A 17075-nucleotide genomic window follows, 5' to 3' on the forward strand; every position below is an offset into this window, starting at 1 on the left:
ACACGCTTGGCAGAAAACATGCTGTGGTATAATGTTCGTTGTCCCTGTGAGGTCTGTATGAATACGAGTGAAAAAACGCCTGTCAGCTTCGAACCAACCCCTAATCCTGCCACGATGAAGTTTTTGCTTCACAAAAAGGTCACGGATCAGGGCTTTGACTGCCCGACCGTTCAGGAGGCGGAACGTTCGCCATTGGCTGCCAAAATCTTCGGCTTCCCATGGACCAGCTCCGTTTACGTGGGCCCGGACTTCATCACTGTAACCAAGCAGGACTGGGTGGACTGGGAGCTGTTGGCGCACCCGCTGAGCGGCCTGATTCAGGAACACCTGGATCGTGATGAGCCCGTGGTTGTGACTTTCGTTGAAGCCGAAGAGGACAACGAAAACGACAGCCCGATGGTTCGCAACATCAAGTCGGTTCTGAACCGCGAAATCCGTCCGGTGGTGGCTCTGGATGGCGGCGACATTGTCTTCCATAAATACGAAAATAACGTGCTTTACATTCACATGAAAGGCGCGTGCTCCGGTTGCCCAAGCTCCACGGTCACCCTGAAAGAGGGTATCGAGGTTCGCATGAAGGAACTGTTCCCGGAGATCGTTGAAGTTGTCTCAGTCTAAATTCATCCACGAAAGTAAAATGCTGGCCCGTTTGTCCGGGCCTATCGTCATTGGTCAGGTTGGACAAAACCTGATCACTCTGGCGGACACCATCATGGTGGGAGCTCTGGGCTCGGTGGCCCTGGGGGCTTCGGCATTTGCCGGAAGTGTCTTTATTGTGTTCTTAATTTTCGGCCTGGGAATGCTGGCGCCGGTGACAGCACTTTTTGCGCGCATGCAGGGGCAGGAAAACTATCCCTACGGCGGAGTCCTGCTTCGCCATAGTATCGCTGTTGCCCTGGCCATCAGCGCTTTCATCATCGGACTTTTATACGCCCTGCTGCCGAACCTGAAGGTCTTTGGGCAAACCAATGAAGTTCTGGAGATGGGTGCAGCCTTTTTTGAGATCACCATCTGGTCTGTACTGCCAAGCCTGCTTTACCAGTCTTATAAACAGTTCACCGATGGCATCGGAAAAACCAAAGTCGCCATGTATGTGATGATCTTTGGTGTGGTCCTAAATATCACCGGAAACTGGGTTTTGATTCACGGTCTTTATGGTTTCCCAAAACTGGGTTTGAATGGGGCTGCCTGGGCCACCCTGATCGCCCGCTGCCTGATGGCCTTGATCATGGTTACTTATGTGCACATTCACCCGCACTTTAAAAAATATCTGGTCGAGCGCTGGGTGCATCGCTTTGACCATCATCTGCTTAAAAATATCATCCGCCTGGGGCTTCCCAACGGCTTCACCTATCTGTTTGAAGTGGGTGCCTTTTCTGCGGCGGCCGTGATGATGGGATGGTTTGGCGCGACACCTTTGGCTGCGCACCAAATCACCATCAGTCTTGCCAGTACAAGCTTCCTGATCACTCTGGGTATTGGCATCGCCGCCAGCATCCGCGTGGGCTATGAACTGGGCCGTGGCGACTATTCCCTGGCCCGATTTGCAGGCTTTACGGCAATCAAGCTGGGTGCGGCTTACATGAGCTTGTGTGCGCTGGGCTTCTTCTTTCTGCGCGAATGGTTCCCGACCTTCTACGTGACCGATCAGGACGTGATTGCGTGGGCAGCGAAATTCTTTATCGTGGTTGCGATCTTTGAGATCTTTGACGGCATTCAAGCCGTGGCGATCGGCGCTTTGCGCGGCATGAGCGACACCCAATGGCCCAGCATCATCGCTTTCTTTGCGTACTGGGTGATGGGTCTTCCGGGCGGATATCTGCTGGCATTCCATTTGGGAGTGGGCCCGGTGGGAATCTGGATTGGCCTGCTGCTGGGATTGATCTTTGCTTCAATTCTTTTGACGTGGAGATTCCACATCCTGAGCAAGCGCTTTCTGAAGAATTAGAGCTCAATTACGGATGATAAACGCAGCGATATCCGCCGTTGGTCAGGACCGATGTAACATCAGCAGCACGTTTGGCACTAAAGACCCCGGCAGAATTGCCATCTCCAGTTCCGCCCCCGCGCCAAACGCCCGTCACCGCTGAATTGCTGAAGTCGATTTTACCAAAACCACAATACTCAGGTCCGCCCACACCACTGCAGGTCACGGCCGTTGTACCAAATGCCAGATTCAGAGCATCACCAGTGTTCTGCGCCGGGTACACATAGGCCGGATTGTAGTTAATGCCATTGGTGTCTTTGATCGCTTCCATCGCATTACCAGCAAAGTCCCAGATGGTCTGACCATAAGGCAGCGAATGTGTTCTTCTTAACGCATTGCTGGCACAAAGAGCCGTATTCGGCGCGCAGACATCCCCGCCCGTGGCTGACACTGGAGAGCCGGATTGATTGTTCCCACGATGCAAAAGCCCCGATCCATAAGTGCCGCTGGCCCAGTTTCCTGCCTGTTTCGCAATCAGGTCCGCCACAGCCCGCCATTCACTATTGGTGACCAGGTCATAACCTGCACCCAATGAACTGCATCGCGACACCGCCCCCATATTACTTAAACTTTCAGGAACATGATCCGCAATAAAGCGCGGGCGAGCGGAGCCATCGTTCTTGGCTTCATATTGACCTATACAGAACGGACTTGCGACGATGCCGGCATTATGAACATAGACAAAATCCGGCGGGCACGAGAACGCCACAAAATTATTTGTCAATGTGCTGCTATAGTTCCCCATCGGGTCTTTCAGGCGCAGGCTCAGCGAATAAGTCAAACCCGGCTGCAGAGGCGTGGATAAAGAGGAGAATTTCACCGGACTTGCAACCTCGGTCCAATCACGTAAGATAGCGCCGTTGGACAGCTGCTGCAGGCGAAGTTCCGCCGTCAACACATCAGGATCTGAAGGGAAGGTGAAATTCACAAGGGGTGCTTCTGTGTACAATGGAGCGACCGCACCCAGAGTGAACGATGGCGGATTACTTGGCCCCAGAGCATCCACTTTGACGTTGGATGCTTTAAGCCCCTTGGCACCAGCATCCGCCGGCAAAGTCATTGAAGCCTGCACAACATCATTGGCCCTGTCCACCAGACAACCGGTGCAACCACTGAAGGTCGTGGAACTAACTCCCAGAGGGAAAGCATAGTTACCTGGTAACACCACATAGCTGAATTGCAGTGTCCGAAGATCCGCTTGCAGCGACACCGCCGTCACCAAAACTCCCGTATTCAGGACCATGCCCGGCATGACTCCGCCAACGACCTTCAGTTCACGGTCATACTCGACGCGAACAAGGACTGTTGTGCCACTGCCAAAGTGAGCCCCCGGAACAGCAGCATAAACCCGGGTGATTTGCGGAACCGGGAACTGGGTCGTAAATATAAATCCATTATTCGAAGCAGCTGTTTTATTGCCGTTCACATCGACGGCCATAGCATAAATAGTATAGGTCGTGCTTTGAGCCAAAACACACGACGAAAGGTCCACCGCCGAGGCTGCAATACTGCGCTCACAAATCGTTGTGGTGCCAGTACTGTCTTTTATAAATGCTTCGATATGATCAAAATCCGACGGCATCGTGAAATCAATCACCGGGCCTTTGTCGCGAAGGAATCCATCTGCCGTCACGTCTGCTCCGGCCATCGTGCGAACCCCTGTGATCGTAAAGGCCCCAGGCCCCACAAGATCCACAATGATATTTACCCCCGCAGCATACCCGGGATTACCCGCGGCATCCGTCTGCATAGCCTGGACTGCTGGTATGCCATTACTGACGGCCACGTCGGCAACAAAAGTGCGAACGGACGAACAGGTCACATCGCGAACAACGGCATCAATATTAACTTTTACAGGCAATAAATCTTCAGAACATGTGCCGCGCACAGTGATCGTTCCATCAGCGTTGACCGCAGACTGGGTGAACTTGGTATTGGCTGTCGGCGATGTGATCACAACCTCGGGAACTGTCACATCGACAAGAACATCTTTCTGCTCAAAACCAAAAACCCGGTAAGCCCCTGTCGCCATATGGTTGACTGAAATACTGGTCACACCATCGGCTAAATTGTTTTTCAAGGTCACGACCACGGCAAAGACACCACCCGAACAATTGGCACTTTGCGATCCTCCGTCAAAGGGACCTGTCAGACTCACCACTCCGCCGTCGATTTGGCAGGTGCCGCTGATTTCGTAAGCATGTTCGCCTTGTTTCGTGATGTTAATATTTTCCGCCGTCAAACTGACATCGGGAGCAAAAATCACCAATGAAAGGGTTTTGCTGAATACAAAAGTTTCACCTTCAAGATTTTTCACATACCAGCGGATTTGAAAGTCGTGAACAACATCCCCCGCGGCCGCCGGAGCTGAATATGGGAAGATATGCTCCAAAGGCAACTTGAACGAAGCTTTGCCTTCGGTGGCACATTTCACCTGCGCGTCACTTGCCAGGGCTGTGACGTCACGCCATATTTTTGTCTGCGGGTTTTCAGCTTCAATCTTTTCGATAGCGCGATCACAGGAAATACTCAAGGCGACGGAATCATCGGTGGAAGCCAATTCAAATGTGCCCGCGCCACTCAGGTTGTCGATGGTGAATTCACCCTTGCCGTTGATGGTTTTGTCTAAAAACCCCATCTCCAGCGTGCGCTCGGAACAGGCAGAGACCAAAATAGAAAAAAGCAACAGGCCTGCTGCTGCTTTGATCTGCTTAAAATTTTTGGTCACTTCCCACCCTACCAACGTGTGCATACATCACATATCGGTAATATTGGAAAGCGACCTGAGTATCAAATTGAGACTTTAAGTCCAGTTAATGCCAGCGGACATTTCGGTCTTCTTTGATAAAGATCATTCCAATCACAAACGTCATTAATGCAATTCCGATCGGATAAATCAAGCCGGCAAAGTGGTTCCCTGTGGCCGCCACAATTGCCGTCCCAATGAATGGCACCAGTCCTCCGAAAACCCCATTTCCGATATGATATGGAAGAGACATCGAAGTATAGCGAATTTGTGTCGGGAAAAGCTCGACCAGGAATGCCGCAATGGGGCCGTAGACCATAGTCACATAAAGCACCTGGATAAATACCAACAAAGTCAGCATCACGACGTTGGGATTCACAGCCGTGGCCATCGGATCCGCAGGATTCCAGCCGGAATAAAACTCCATTGCCTGATAGATCGGGTAATAAGTCAGTGCTGCGATCAAACACCCCGCCATCATGATGTTCTTGCGCCCGATCTTGTCAGACAGACCACCGAACACCACAAAGAAAGGTGTCGCAAACAATAACGCCACCGCGATAATCTGATTGGCTGTCACGAAATCGACCTTTAAAACCGTCTGCAAATAGTAAAGTGCATAGAACTGTCCGGTGTACCAAACAACCCCCTGCCCGGCCGTGGCCCCCAATAATGCCAAAATCACCAAACGGCGGTTTTCCGGATGCATGAAGCTGTCACGCAACGGACTTTTCGAGGACTTCCCTTCGGCCTTCATTTGAATAAAGACCGGGGATTCCTGCATCTTTCTGCGAATCAAATAAGAAACCAAAACCAGAACCACCGAAAGCAGGAATGGAATCCGCCAGCCCCAATCCTTAAAGGCGTCCTCACCCATCGTCAGACGGGTCAGCAGAATCACCCCGAGGGATACGAACAACCCCAGGGTCGCTGTGGTTTGAATAAAGGACGTATAGAACCCACGCTTGCCATCAGGACTATGTTCTGCAACGTAGGTGGCAGCTCCGCCGTACTCGCCCCCCAGGGCCAGCCCTTGCAACAATCGCAGAACCAACAGCAGAATCGGCGCCAGAATCCCAATCGTTTCATAGCCCGGCAAAAGACCAATCGCCGTGGTCGCAAGACCCATGATCAGCAACGTGACCATGAAAGCGTACTTTCGCCCCACCACATCGCCCACCCGGCCAAACACCAACGCACCAAAAGGACGAACGATAAAGCCCGTGGCGAACGTTGCCAGAGTGCTCAGCAACGCCACTGTTTCATGACCTTTAGGGAAAAACTGTGCCGAGATAATGGTGGCAAGACTGCCGAAAATGTAAAAGTCATACCACTCAATAAGAGTTCCGGCACTGGAGGCCCCGATGACTTTCCAAATTTTACTTTTATCCAAGACGGCTTTGCCCGCATCTTTGACAATAGCTGTAGCCATGAACGTTCCCCTCCTGATTTTTCCTCATTTTGATCAGGAGCGCAGAACAACAACAAACAAATTCAATAACGATTTCAAATTATTAATTAAGGGACTGTCGAAGCGCAGTCCCTAGTTGAACACCATTTCACAACGAATGACCGCTGCAGGTGTGGCGGCTTTTACCGGGATCACCTTTGGTGACAAGCCCAGCATGTCTTTCATTTCAATCCATCCAAGCTTCACAAGCTCTTTGTGAGAGATCTTACCCTCAATCGCCAAAGCCTTGTAAACGCGGGCCGGGTTTTTAACGGCCATACTTTTCATCAAAGAGCTGATGGACATCGTGCTGCCCGCATCCGCCAGCAGTTTATTCACAATTACGATACCACGGTTCAAACTGACGAACTCATAAGGCAGACGCAGTCCCAGATCCATCACCCAGGCAGTCCACATTTCCATCGTCAACGGCTGCTCATAACCGTGGCGGATATTGTGCATCTTCGCCTCAATCATAAATTGCAAACGGCTGTGCGTGATTGTGCTTTTTTGCCTGTCAGCGATATTCCAGAAAGCACGCGCCATGGTTTCAGAATTTAACAACTCGGTTCCTGCACCCAGCAGCATCACCTGCGTTTGCATATCGCGAGAGATCACCCCACCCATTCCGTAATCCAGAATATTAACAATAATTTTAGGCTCAGTGACCTGGATCATGAAGTTCCCCTGGTGCAGATCAGAATGATAGAATCCTCCACCAAACATCACTTCCTGTGCCCAGACACGGGCCATTTGTTCGATGATCACTCGTTTCATGTCTGGAGCAATTTCCTTGTACATGGCCACTTCTTTATCCAGTTTTTTACCGATGACCAGTTCCTGCACCATGAACTTGGAACCCTTTTTACCGTCATAAATTTTCGGCACATGGAACTGGATTTCGTTTTTATAGTCTGGCGTGTTCATGAACGCCATTTTTTCATATCGAGTCGCCGCAAGCTTCTGGCGGGCTACCGTATCCTCCTGGCTTAGCTCAGCCAAAACTGTGTCGGTGATATCCTGCACCACCGGGGTCAGTTTCGGAGCACCCGTTTTACGGAATTCAGGGTTTGAATCCAGAATTTCAGCCACATCCATCAGAATGCGTTTGTCTTCCTCCACGCGATCGGCAATGCCTGGCTTGATGAAACGCACAACCACGTCACGGCGCTGGCCATCGATAACGACTTTCGCACGGTGAACCTGAGCCATCGTACCCACACCCAGGGCTTTTCTTTCAAAGTAGGTGAACTTGTAGTTGCCGTTCTCAGAATTCAAAAGCTTTTCCACTTGCGACCACGGCACCGGGCGCACCGAGTTTTCAAGGCCTCGGAAGACTTCAACCATATCTGGTCCCAGATCCGCCTGACGAGCCACAACCTGAAGCAGCTTTTGCAATTGCGGACCACTGTTTTGAACCATCAGTTCAAACTTTTTCATTTCCGGCATATTCAGATCACTGCCCAAATAAGAAGACACGATCAGTTTTTTCGAAGCCGGGCTTAAACGTCTGAAATATTCGCTGAACATCGTCTGCAGGAATATCTTCATCGTCGCATCCTGCTGCTGACCCAGCTTGGATTCCGCGATTTTTTCACCCACGCGATCCAGTTCTTTCATCTTTTCAGTTAACAGCGCATCACTTTCAGCCAAGACCCAGCCTTCAGCCAGCTTCTGGCCTTCCGGGTTTTGCGCCAATGCCATCACCTGGGCTGCCAAGGCTTCCATCGGCAACTTTTGCTCCAGCTGATCCTGAGGAACCATGTCTTTTAGCTTTTGCTGCTGCCATTCAAGATAGGTTTCAATCTGCTTTTGCACCCGCGCACTGTCAGAAGTGTACGTGCGCATGGCTTTCGCACCACGGGCTTCAATCATTTCCAGATCCATAGCCACGCTGTGAGTGTTGGGCCATTCACCTTTATGAAGTTTCAGGAATTCATCAAAATTGCGAACTTTGACTGTTTCCACTTCCGTCTGATAAACAGAGGAAAAATAGTTTTTGGCTCTTGCCAGAATCTGCTCTTTATTTTCCGCAGTTTCCCCTTGGGCCATCAGGGCGTAGGTCAGCGCCAGTCTTTCTTCAAAAGACAGATGCAGGCCGACTTTCTCTGGCGTCACCGCCCAGGCAAAACGACCGAGGATCAGTATGAATAGCATTAAGAAACGCAACTGTCTCAACATGATACACCCTTAAATTAGATAATTCAGGGATCTAGCTGCACAGTTTGGACCCGGCGGGATTTGTGTTTTATGGGATCTGAAATGGTTAAGAAATTGTCAGCGCGCCGAAAGTGTCAGTTCAGGCGCGACAGTAACGAGGCAAAGTCAGCTATTCAAGCACTTCCAAAGTATCGCCCAGCTTGATAACGCCGGTGTTTTCCGGGATCCACAAGGTGCCGAAAAAGACCGAGGATCCCTCTCGACGATAGCCCGCCAACGTCTTCAGTGGGTCTGGTCCCGTAGCCACACCCGTGGATTGGTCAATTGTGGTAATCGTGCAACGTGAACAGCGCTTCGGTTGCGAGAACACCACCTCGCCCACGCGGATCTTTTTCCATTTGTCTTCTTCGAACGGAACATTGCCGGAATAGATGATGTTACCGCGGAAGCGATCCACACCTACAGGCTCACTCAAGCGGGAATTCAATTCTTCCAGACTTTTTGTGTTGATCAATTGCACGGGACGACCGTCAGCAAAACGCACTTCCGGCTTCCACGTTTTGTCGGTGGAAAGAACGCGGCGCTGGGAATACGGGGCATAGCGCACCAAACGGCAGTTCACGCCCAGATACTGGGATAGCGCCTGGGAATACAAGTCCGGCTCCAAAGCCGCCTCAAAGGTGTCATTCCAAACCTGAACCTTCACCTGGCGCTTGAAAGAATTATTGGTGGAGATCTTAAAGAACATCTTTTGAAATCCGACAGTCAGGGCGGTGTCTTCATAAAACACTTCGACCGTGGCAAGCTTCGGCAAAGTTCGCTGAGAAATGAATTTTCCATTTTCATCCACCAGCATCCACTGACGATCCCCCGCCGGCCCCTCATGGGTCATGGTCATCTGGTTGATCTTTTGCGCACGCGCGGACTTCAGGGGATAAATGCAAAGCTGTTCAATCTTCATAGGCAATATGCTTTCCCGTCGCAGCCTTTATGGCAAGCCATGACTACTGGAGCCATTCTGTCACCTGAAACCTTGGCCCTGGCATTGCAATACGTCCTCTTCGCCACTCGGGAGGGGCCAAACCATGAAAACCACCATTTTCGCACTTATCATCGGACTGTTTCTTCAATCCACAGCTTTTGCACAAAGCCAGGACAACCTTGAACAACGTATCGCCGAACTCAGAGCCCGTATGGAACAGGCTCAAAGCACGGAAGAGATTTTGCAAATCAGCGACGAACTGATCGCTTTGACGGATGGATACCTGGCGCAACACCCGGTCAAACCAGCGCCCATTATTCCAAACGAAGTTCGCACGGTAAAAGCCGATAAATTCGGCGCCAGCCGCCACAATCTTGATGTCTGGGGTTCTTTCCGCAAAATCATCATCCGCTGTGTTGAGGGGCAAGTGGTCTTTGAAAACACTCCGCGAGTCATCGCCCAAAGCGAAGAGCGCGTGACCATGAACTATATCTATAAAATGAGAGCCGGTGAAACCGTGGAATTTGACCTGGGTCATTACACCTTCGACCGTCACTTCGGCCAAAGATACTCTGAGACATTGGATGTGCGCAGTTTAATTCTGGATATTTCCAGTCCTAATATCATCGGCAGCCGCGGCCGCCTTGAAATAGAATTCGTTCGCTAAAAAGAAAAAGGGCCCCGTTTCCGGCGCCCTTTTTCCAATCTCTAATTTCGAACTCTAGCAACTACTGGCCTAGTACGTAAGCGAAGATCAGAGGTGCAACGATAGTTGCATCGGATTCAACGATGTAGCTAGGAGTTGTTGGAGCCAGTTTACCCCAGGTGATTTTTTCGTTCGGGATCGCACCAGAGTACGAACCGTAAGAAGTTGTGGAATCAGAGATCTGAGCGAAGTAACTCCACAAAGGAATGTCTTCGTGACCCAAGTCTTGTTCAAGCATTGGAACAACGCAAATTGGGAAGTCACCAGCGATACCACCGCCGATTTGGAAGAAGCCCACAGGAGCTCTTTTGGAAGCCGCCATGTACCACTCTGCCCAGGTTTTCATGTACTCGATACCACCTTTAACAGTGGTGGATTTTTTGATGTCACCTTTGATGATGTGACCAGTGAAGATGTTACCCAAAGTGGAGTCTTCCCAACCCGGAACAACCATTGGTAGGTTCTTTTCAGCCGCAGCCAACAACCAGGAATTTTTTGGATCGATCTGGTAGTACTGGTTCAATTTGCCGGAAAGAAGGATTTTGTACATGAATTCATGCGGGAAGTAAGACTCGCCTTTTTTATCAGCGTCTTGCCAGTATTCCAAAACCACGTTTTCGATACGACGGATAGCTTCCTCTTCAGGGATGCAAGTGTCAGTCACGCGGTTCAAATGTTTTTCCAAAAGTTTTTGTTCATCTGCCGGAGTCAAATCACGGTAGTTCGGGATGCGCACGTAGTGATCGTGAGCTACCAGGTTGAACACGTCTTCTTCAAGGTTCGCACCTGTGCAGGAAATCGCGTGAACTTTACCCTGGCGGATCATTTCAGCCAAAGAAAGACCCAGTTCTGCTGTGGACATGGCACCTGCCAAAGTCACTAGCATCTGGCCACCGTTGTCCATGTGAAGTTTGTAGCCTTTAGCAGCATCTTTCAATGCAGCAGCGTTGAAGTGACGGTAGTGATGATCGATAAACTGAGTAATAGGACCCATGATTTCTCCTGAAAGTTTCTAGCTTTTATCAAGTGGCATGGAAACTACCAGAAACAAAAGAAAACACAAGTCTAAAAAAGTCAGTCCTTCTGGAGTGTTAACTCACCCCAGTGATTCGAAAATGCCAATTGAAAAAAACGACACTACTCTGAGGGTTTACGCGCCAAAAGGGCTTTGGCAAAAAATCCCTGATCCTTATGCAGCCCCTCAAAACCGGCCGCTGTAAGCAGCCCTTCCATCGGATTCTGGGTGTAGTTTTTGTAGAACGGCTCATGGAAATCCACGGGAAACTGCTCTAACGCCCATTCAAAGTCATGGGTGTCTTCGGCCTGCAAAGAGTCCACAAGGCCGTAACAGCCCCCTGCCTTCAGCACCCGGAAGCCCTCGCGGATCACCTGACGGCGGATTTCGTGAGGCAGTTCATGAAACAGGAAGCAGGAGTAAACAAAATCAAACTTGGCATCCTGAAACGGCAGGTCTTCCGCCGCCCCCTGCACAAAATCCAGGCGGTCAAATTCGTGCAAGTTGTCTTGAGCCTTTTTTAAATAAGGATAACTTAGATCCAGCACAGTGATCTTGGCCTTGGGATAAGCAAGCTTCATAAAACGCGTCAGGCGCCCGGTGCCAGCACCCACCTCCAGGAAATGCAAACCTGCACCATCTCCGGGATGAGCCTGCTTTGCCAGCGGAATGATCAGGCGTCTCATGGCATCCGCCGAGCCTGAGAAAAGAATCTCGACCTGATGCTCGTAAAGCTCTGCCGATTCCCGGGTCAGATAGCCCCCGGTCTGAAAGTGGAAGTTTCGTTGATAATACTCAGGAAGGTCTTTCATGAAGTTTTCAGCTTCGCCATCAAAATCATGGGCCGACTTGTCCTTGCGGCGTTTGGCGATGGAATAGCCATCATAAATGATCCGCGGATAGCGCATGAAATGGCGGGTGACGGTTTCAGGCTTCAAAACCTCTACCGGATAAATTCCCTGGGCGATGTTTTCGCTGTCTTTTTTTAGCAGCCGGAAAAGCTCGCGGTACGCCAGGCGCAGCTTGTGCGGATCGATGTTTTTGTGAGGTTTCTTGCCACCCGTGGTGATAAATTCAAACAATGGCAGGGTCCACTGCTGGGCGGCGAAGCCCGCTGAACGCGCCAGTGAATACCCCAGAGTGATTTTGTCCTGATAAGGAATCTTGATCTTCATAGACAAGGCCTCCACGAATTATTTTACCGCTGGAGTGTGGAAAAAAACAAGAAGCCCTCCTTGTGATTCCCGGTGTCACTTTGGTTTGGCACAAAGGTTGTAAGGTCTTTCTTGCCTGTAAATGCTGTCACCATAAAGGAGATGTTTGTGCTTTTCAAAACCGCCACTGTCAGTTTGTTGATGTCACTGTGTTGTTCCATCTCTATGGCCGCTGACGACGCCAAAGTCAGCCGCAGTCTTGAGGAGATCACCGTTGCCAAAGAGCAAACCCGCTTGGTCATGGGCCAAGTCTCCAGTCCAGACCAAAAAGAACGCCTGCGCTATGTGAGCGACCGCTTAACTTCCGCTGAAGAACTTCTGCGCCAGGCCCTGGGTGGTGGCGGATCTTATCCTCCTCCGCCGTCTTACGGATCAGTGGAGCTGTTCCGCTCCGACTCCTGCTCTGGCAGTCTGATTGGCACTGTCAGTGCGGGTTCCAGCTGTGAAAGATTTTCTTCTGCTGGCGACACCTGGGCTGTTCGCATCAATGGACAGTGTTTAAATATCTCTGACACCTCATCCGTGAAAGCCTGCGAATCATTCAAAGGCGGAGCAGATCCTCGCGCCATCACAATCTTCACTTCTGACTCCTGCTCGGGCAATGCGATCGCCGCTGTCAGCGCAGCTTCTCGATGCGAAAACTTCGAAAGTACTGGTTCCAGCGCCTGGGCCGTGAAAATCGATGGCAAGTGTCAGAACATCAGCGACACCGCACCCGCCAAGGCGTGCGAAGCCTTTAAAGGGGCCAGTACACCGGGCGCTGTGAAAATCTTTAACTCTGATTCCTGCTCTGGAAACATGGTAGCGGCGGTGGACTACAACACTCGTTGCGAGAACCTCAGAGGCCTGCCGGCTGCGTGGGGAATTGAAATCAATGGCCGCTGTGAAAACATCAGTGACCTGGATATCGTATCAGCCTGCGAACGATACAGACCGTAAACAGCATCGCTCGAAGGCCCACCCCCAGCTTGTGGCGATCTATGATGTCTCAAGCTGGGTCGTTCCCATCACGACCGGGAACGAAATGCGCGGGTTCATACGGGTTATCCTATTAAAGCCTCGCGTTTGCTCCGATAAGTTATACCGGAGGCCTTATGAACTTTCGGTACGTTCTGCTCTGTCTTTCATCTGTCTTTTTTTCCACCGGTTGCGTGCTTCAAGCACACCTGATACCAGCCGTTGCCAACGTGGAAAGTGAAGTCAATCTGGGCTCGTCGCAAAGCGGATTCACGGCCGTATTCAAAGCCAACAACACACCCCTGTTTGGAATTTATGATGAAAACACGACCGCCGCTGTGCTTACCGGCATTTGCAAGCCCGGCAATCTTGTCGTCATTCTGGGAGCTTACGGAGTCACGCAAAAAAGTTCTATCTTCTGTCCTGAGAATGGTATCTGGTCCGTCGACTTCGATATGAGCAACCTTGCGGGTTACAGCTCCAGCGACTCGATGCAACCGATCACCGCGGGCACCCGAGGAACCTCAAATGTTTCCGTCGACATTCGCTTCACATATTCGCCGACAACGATTCCGGCCGCAGGCGCGGACTCCAGTATCAGCAATCAAAATGGAAAGAATTTTCTATTTCTGTTTGTTGGCGGCACAACCAGCACCGGAGGATTTTCCCAGGCCATCTCGCACATCGGGCTGACGCAGAAAGCACAGTATCAGTACCGCATGGAAATTTATCGATCCGGATCGGCTCTTTTGAGTCTTGGGACCAAAGACAGCATGAAAGATGCCATTGAAGTTCCCGGGTCGTACACTTGGCAAAATGGCGACACCGTGAAGGTGACGCCATTTGATTCTTCCGGAGACAAAGCCAGTATCAACATCGCGATACCAAATCCGGCCGGTGTCGGTATTTAATTTGGAATTTAGTTTTGAGCAGAAGCGGCTGCAGTAGCGGCCGCTTTTCTTTTGGCTTTGCCCTCTTTGTACCAGTGCCAGAAGGTGACACCCAAAAAGCCGAAGCTGAACAAAATAATCAAAGTTATCAGGATGAACCAGGCTAGAACGATCATGCTTTTGCCTCGTTCTGAACTTGAGCATGGATTTCATTCACGATGTGGGAAGCCATGGCCAAACCAAAAGCCCCCGTGACATAGCTTGCAGTCCCCCAGATCACATTACGGCTGTCACAGTTGTGCAGATCGTTTTGACCTTTAGGGCACACGCATTTGAAACCCTGACCGTGGTCGTATTTCAGCTCCACCGGCTGAATCGGAGTTTCATCCGAGAAGATGCAAGGAATGCCGAAATTCTTTTCCGGGAAATCATATTTTTGGCGCAGCATTTTTCGTACTTGAGCGGCCATGGGATCAACATACGTATCAGCCAAGTCCGCCTTCTTGATGCGAAGTGGATCCATCTTCGCCGCAGAACCACCGGAAGTGATGACTTTGATACCACGCTCGCGGCAGGTCGCCAGCAAGTGGGTTTTTGCCGTCAGGTTGTCGATGGCATCCACAATATAGTCCGGCTTATGGGACAACATCATTTCCGAGTTTTCAGCGTTGTAGAATTCCGGAATCACAGTGACGGTGTTCTGCGGGTTGATTTTGCGCAGACGCTCGCCCATCACTTCGGCCTTCTTTTTACCCACCAGGCCCTGCAAAGCATGCAACTGGCGGTTGGCGTTGGTGATGCAGATTTCATCGAAATCGATGATCGTCAGTTTGCCGACACCGGAACGAGCCAGGGATTCCGCCGCCCAAGAGCCCACGCCGCCCAAACCAATCACCATCACGTGAGTGTTGAAAAGGCGTTTCATCACCTCGTCTCCAACCAGGCGCCCCATACGATCGAAACGGCGGTGCAAAACGTACTCAGTTTCCTGAGGTTGAGGCAAATTAGGTGATTGTGTGGTTTCCATGAAAAAGTCTCCGAAAGTTTGCAGTAGTGATATCTAATATTTCCAGAGGATCAAGTGATTTTAACTCCCCTATAGTTCTTGCCACCTCCCAGATGCTTTCTGGGGGATTTAAGCGGCCTTTATAGGCAGGAGGCCCCTGATCCGGGCTGTCACTTTCAATTAAAAGCTGTTCCAGGGGGATTTCACGCACCGCCTGATGCAGCTTCTGATTGTCCGGGCGACACACCGGGCCTCCAATGGACAGCATAAGGCCCCTTTGCAGGAACTCCTGCGCCTTATAAGCACTGCCATTGAACGAGTGTACCATGCCTTTTTGCTTTGGCAGCCCCCACACGTCCATGATCTTAAGACTTTCCTCGTGGGCCTGCACCAGATGCAAAACCAAGGGCTTCCCCGTGATATGTCCCAGTTCCAACTGTTGCTCAAATACGGTGATCTGGCGCTCCATGGAGTCTTTCATGATATGGGGGCGGAAATCCAAGCCCAGCTCCCCCAAACCGTCGGCTTCGGGCAGTGCCTGCGCCAGCAGATCCAGAGCCTGCTCACATTCATCCTCATCGTGGGCCGCAACCCAGTACGGGTGCAGTCCAAAACAAAGGCCGATGTGGCTGGGATAACGAGCTTTGATTTCACGCTGGCGTTGCCAGTCCTCGGGATCAACCCCGCCTTGCATAAAGAAGGCGATGCCCTTGGTGCGGGCCTCGTCGATAATAGTATCCACCTGTCCCTGCCATCGCAGGTCCGCAAGGTGTCCGTGAGCATCGATCCAATAGCCAAATCCAACCATAGGTCTAGGTTATATCCTGAAAACCCGGACTCGAACAAGGCCGCAGTTCAACCGATAACAACAGACATGTAGGAGTATGTATGAAGCATAAAAGCTTGCGTTTGGGTTTTGATGTCACCATGGAAAAGGGTTCCACCTGGAAACCCGTGAAGGTTCAATTCTGGAATCAACCATCTGCTTACGATAAATTCAAAGCCTCTGAGCCGTTCAAGTACATGTCTGACGCCTTGGTAGGATTGTCTCTGGTCAAATTGAATCACTACATCAAAAGCCCGGTGGCAACTCCCCACCTGGATTATAACTTTGCGAGCGAAGCCTGGAAGGCATTGGATCCACACACCGAGCTTTACGAACGCTCTTTGCCACGCGTGCGTGCATTGCAGTCTCACATCGCGGTTGTGAATCCGGAACTGTGTGCCGAGTTTGAAGCTAACTTCAACGAACACTTTGAAACGGCCTTGAAACCCTGGGGTGTCGACCTGACGGCTTTGTGGCCGCTTCTGGACAGCTTCAGCTGGTTTGAAAACAAAATGGGTCAGCCATTGATGTACAACTTCGGTTTGAACTTCTCCAAACCGTTCGTCGACAAGCTTCAGTATCTTTACTCTTTCCTGTACAACCTCAGAAGCCTGGTGGCTGTGGATCATAACGCTCACGTTGAAGACCCGTCCCATGAAGGTGTTAAAGTGGACGCTATCACCGACTATCTGCCGCGCGCGGAATATGTGGTGAATGATGCCTTGTTGTACTGGAACTTCAAAAAGTTCTCTCAGCCATTTGCGGGCCCTAAAACTCCGGACAGCCGTGTGGAAAAACTGCTGGTGAACCCGATGGAAAAAGCCTTCCATAAGTATTCCCACAATGCCTGTCACCTGGTGGACAATTTGCCGAAAAACTTCATCGAATCTTTGAGCCCGATGGAGCTGGAAGAAGCCTTCTATCTCGTTCAGATGGACTGGTTGCTGGGTTCCCCTGCTGGTTTGCTGTTCAAAATCCGCGAAGAGATCTTTGCCCTGCAAAGTGGCTATGAGAAAATCTTCTGGAAGGACGTGGAGCCTAAGTTCCACTCAAAACCCGTCAGCCTGCACCTGTGCTGCGAGGTGACTCCGGAAGCGGTCTTCGGCAGCAACGCTGCATAAGATGTTTGCTTGCAT

At 50.9% G+C, this 17075-nt stretch carries 15 protein-coding genes; 6 read left to right on the forward strand and 9 right to left on the reverse strand.

The features are described from left to right. The first annotated feature begins 57 nt into the window (after window positions 1-57). Together ACNQKP_RS09080 and ACNQKP_RS09085 are read left to right on the forward strand one after the other, a co-directional pair. The gene (locus ACNQKP_RS09080; protein ID WP_011164762.1) at window positions 58-618 is read left to right on the forward strand and encodes a NifU family protein; all 561 of its coding nucleotides are present in this window, start codon (window positions 58-60) and stop codon (window positions 616-618) included. After that, a complete protein-coding gene (locus ACNQKP_RS09085) occupies window positions 605-1948 on the forward strand; it encodes an MATE family efflux transporter (RefSeq protein ID WP_417864289.1) in 1344 nt (447 codons plus the stop codon). The genes ACNQKP_RS09080 and ACNQKP_RS09085 overlap by 14 nt, the downstream gene beginning before the upstream one ends. 7 nt (window positions 1949-1955) lie before the next feature. Here ACNQKP_RS09085 and ACNQKP_RS09090 read toward each other — a convergent pair whose 3' ends face one another. The 4 genes from ACNQKP_RS09090 to ACNQKP_RS09105 all read right to left on the reverse strand — a co-directional run bounded on the left by ACNQKP_RS09090 (window position 1956) and on the right by ACNQKP_RS09105 (window position 9304). After that, window positions 1956-4715, reverse strand: coding sequence for a hypothetical protein (locus ACNQKP_RS09090; RefSeq protein WP_417864291.1), 2760 nt, complete (start codon window positions 4713-4715; stop codon window positions 1956-1958). Between the two features lie 85 nt (window positions 4716-4800). Beyond that, on the reverse strand, window positions 4801-6165 hold the full coding sequence (locus ACNQKP_RS09095; protein WP_417864293.1) for an MFS transporter: 1365 nt from the start codon (window positions 6163-6165) through the stop codon (window positions 4801-4803). 111 nt (window positions 6166-6276) lie between these two features. Next, entirely contained in the window at window positions 6277-8364 is a 2088-nt protein-coding gene (locus ACNQKP_RS09100; RefSeq protein ID WP_417864294.1) for an AarF/ABC1/UbiB kinase family protein, read from the reverse strand. Between the two features lie 148 nt (window positions 8365-8512). Further along, entirely contained in the window at window positions 8513-9304 is a 792-nt protein-coding gene (locus ACNQKP_RS09105; protein ID WP_417864296.1) for an MOSC domain-containing protein, read from the reverse strand. 124 nt (window positions 9305-9428) lie between these two features. On the opposite strand from ACNQKP_RS09105, the gene ACNQKP_RS09110 reads away from it, so the two are divergent. Further along, window positions 9429-9992 carry a hypothetical protein gene (locus ACNQKP_RS09110; RefSeq protein ID WP_417864298.1) on the forward strand — a complete coding sequence of 188 codons (564 nt, stop codon included), beginning with the start codon at window positions 9429-9431 and terminating at the stop codon, window positions 9990-9992. 61 nt (window positions 9993-10053) lie between these two features. Here ACNQKP_RS09110 and ACNQKP_RS09115 read toward each other — a convergent pair whose 3' ends face one another. Next, window positions 10054-11025 carry a deoxyhypusine synthase family protein gene (locus ACNQKP_RS09115; RefSeq protein WP_417864299.1) on the reverse strand — a complete coding sequence of 324 codons (972 nt, stop codon included), beginning with the start codon at window positions 11023-11025 and terminating at the stop codon, window positions 10054-10056. Window positions 11026-11168: 143 nt separating this feature from the next. After that, on the reverse strand, window positions 11169-12221 hold the full coding sequence (locus ACNQKP_RS09120; protein WP_417864301.1) for a class I SAM-dependent methyltransferase: 1053 nt from the start codon (window positions 12219-12221) through the stop codon (window positions 11169-11171). A 141-nt stretch (window positions 12222-12362) separates the two neighbouring features. Here ACNQKP_RS09120 and ACNQKP_RS09125 point away from each other — a divergent pair, with 141 nt between their 5' ends. Continuing rightward, entirely contained in the window at window positions 12363-13199 is an 837-nt protein-coding gene (locus tag ACNQKP_RS09125; protein WP_417864302.1) for a hypothetical protein, read from the forward strand. A gap of 155 nt (window positions 13200-13354) precedes the next feature. After that, complete coding sequence (locus ACNQKP_RS09130; RefSeq protein WP_417864304.1) at window positions 13355-14128, forward strand: hypothetical protein; 774 nt, start codon at window positions 13355-13357, stop codon at window positions 14126-14128. 8 nt (window positions 14129-14136) lie between these two features. Here ACNQKP_RS09130 and ACNQKP_RS09135 read toward each other — a convergent pair whose 3' ends face one another. From ACNQKP_RS09135 to ACNQKP_RS09145, 3 genes are read right to left on the reverse strand one after another with little or no spacing between them, the layout of a single operon-like run. Next, a complete protein-coding gene (locus ACNQKP_RS09135; protein ID WP_417864305.1) occupies window positions 14137-14283 on the reverse strand; it encodes a hypothetical protein in 147 nt (48 codons plus the stop codon). Then, the gene (locus tag ACNQKP_RS09140) at window positions 14280-15134 is read right to left on the reverse strand and encodes a ThiF family adenylyltransferase (RefSeq protein WP_417864306.1); all 855 of its coding nucleotides are present in this window, start codon (window positions 15132-15134) and stop codon (window positions 14280-14282) included. The genes ACNQKP_RS09135 and ACNQKP_RS09140 overlap by 4 nt, the downstream gene beginning before the upstream one ends. Further along, window positions 15112-15921, reverse strand: a complete 810-nt coding sequence (locus ACNQKP_RS09145) for a TatD family hydrolase (protein WP_417864307.1) — start codon at window positions 15919-15921, stop codon at window positions 15112-15114. Before ACNQKP_RS09145 ends, ACNQKP_RS09140 begins: the two co-directional genes overlap by 23 nt. An 80-nt stretch (window positions 15922-16001) precedes the next feature. Between ACNQKP_RS09145 and ACNQKP_RS09150 the strand changes: the two genes are divergently transcribed. Then, window positions 16002-17060, forward strand: coding sequence for a hypothetical protein (locus tag ACNQKP_RS09150; protein WP_417864308.1), 1059 nt, complete (start codon window positions 16002-16004; stop codon window positions 17058-17060). Window positions 17061-17075: the final 15 nt, after the last annotated feature.

This window comes from Bdellovibrio bacteriovorus (assembly GCF_048286975.1).
Lineage (GTDB): Bacteria > Bdellovibrionota > Bdellovibrionia > Bdellovibrionales > Bdellovibrionaceae > Bdellovibrio > Bdellovibrio bacteriovorus_H.

What these genes read in the sequence shown, in the direction of transcription:
- ACNQKP_RS09080 (WP_011164762.1), top strand. Translation starts at nt 58, where the DNA reads ATGAATACGAGTGAAAAAACGCCTGTCAGCTTCGAACCAACCCCTAAT.
- ACNQKP_RS09095 (WP_417864293.1), bottom strand. Translation starts at nt 6,165, where the DNA reads ATGGCTACAGCTATTGTCAAAGATGCGGGCAAAGCCGTCTTGGATAAA.
- ACNQKP_RS09100 (WP_417864294.1), bottom strand. Translation starts at nt 8,364, where the DNA reads ATGTTGAGACAGTTGCGTTTCTTAATGCTATTCATACTGATCCTCGGT.
- ACNQKP_RS09105 (WP_417864296.1), bottom strand. Translation starts at nt 9,304, where the DNA reads ATGAAGATTGAACAGCTTTGCATTTATCCCCTGAAGTCCGCGCGTGCG.
- ACNQKP_RS09110 (WP_417864298.1), top strand. Translation starts at nt 9,429, where the DNA reads ATGAAAACCACCATTTTCGCACTTATCATCGGACTGTTTCTTCAATCC.
- ACNQKP_RS09115 (WP_417864299.1), bottom strand. Translation starts at nt 11,025, where the DNA reads ATGGGTCCTATTACTCAGTTTATCGATCATCACTACCGTCACTTCAAC.
- ACNQKP_RS09120 (WP_417864301.1), bottom strand. Translation starts at nt 12,221, where the DNA reads ATGAAGATCAAGATTCCTTATCAGGACAAAATCACTCTGGGGTATTCA.
- ACNQKP_RS09125 (WP_417864302.1), top strand. Translation starts at nt 12,363, where the DNA reads ATGTTTGTGCTTTTCAAAACCGCCACTGTCAGTTTGTTGATGTCACTG.
- ACNQKP_RS09130 (WP_417864304.1), top strand. Translation starts at nt 13,355, where the DNA reads ATGAACTTTCGGTACGTTCTGCTCTGTCTTTCATCTGTCTTTTTTTCC.
- ACNQKP_RS09135 (WP_417864305.1), bottom strand. Translation starts at nt 14,283, where the DNA reads ATGATCGTTCTAGCCTGGTTCATCCTGATAACTTTGATTATTTTGTTC.
- ACNQKP_RS09140 (WP_417864306.1), bottom strand. Translation starts at nt 15,134, where the DNA reads ATGGAAACCACACAATCACCTAATTTGCCTCAACCTCAGGAAACTGAG.
- ACNQKP_RS09145 (WP_417864307.1), bottom strand. Translation starts at nt 15,921, where the DNA reads ATGGTTGGATTTGGCTATTGGATCGATGCTCACGGACACCTTGCGGAC.
- ACNQKP_RS09150 (WP_417864308.1), top strand. Translation starts at nt 16,002, where the DNA reads ATGAAGCATAAAAGCTTGCGTTTGGGTTTTGATGTCACCATGGAAAAG.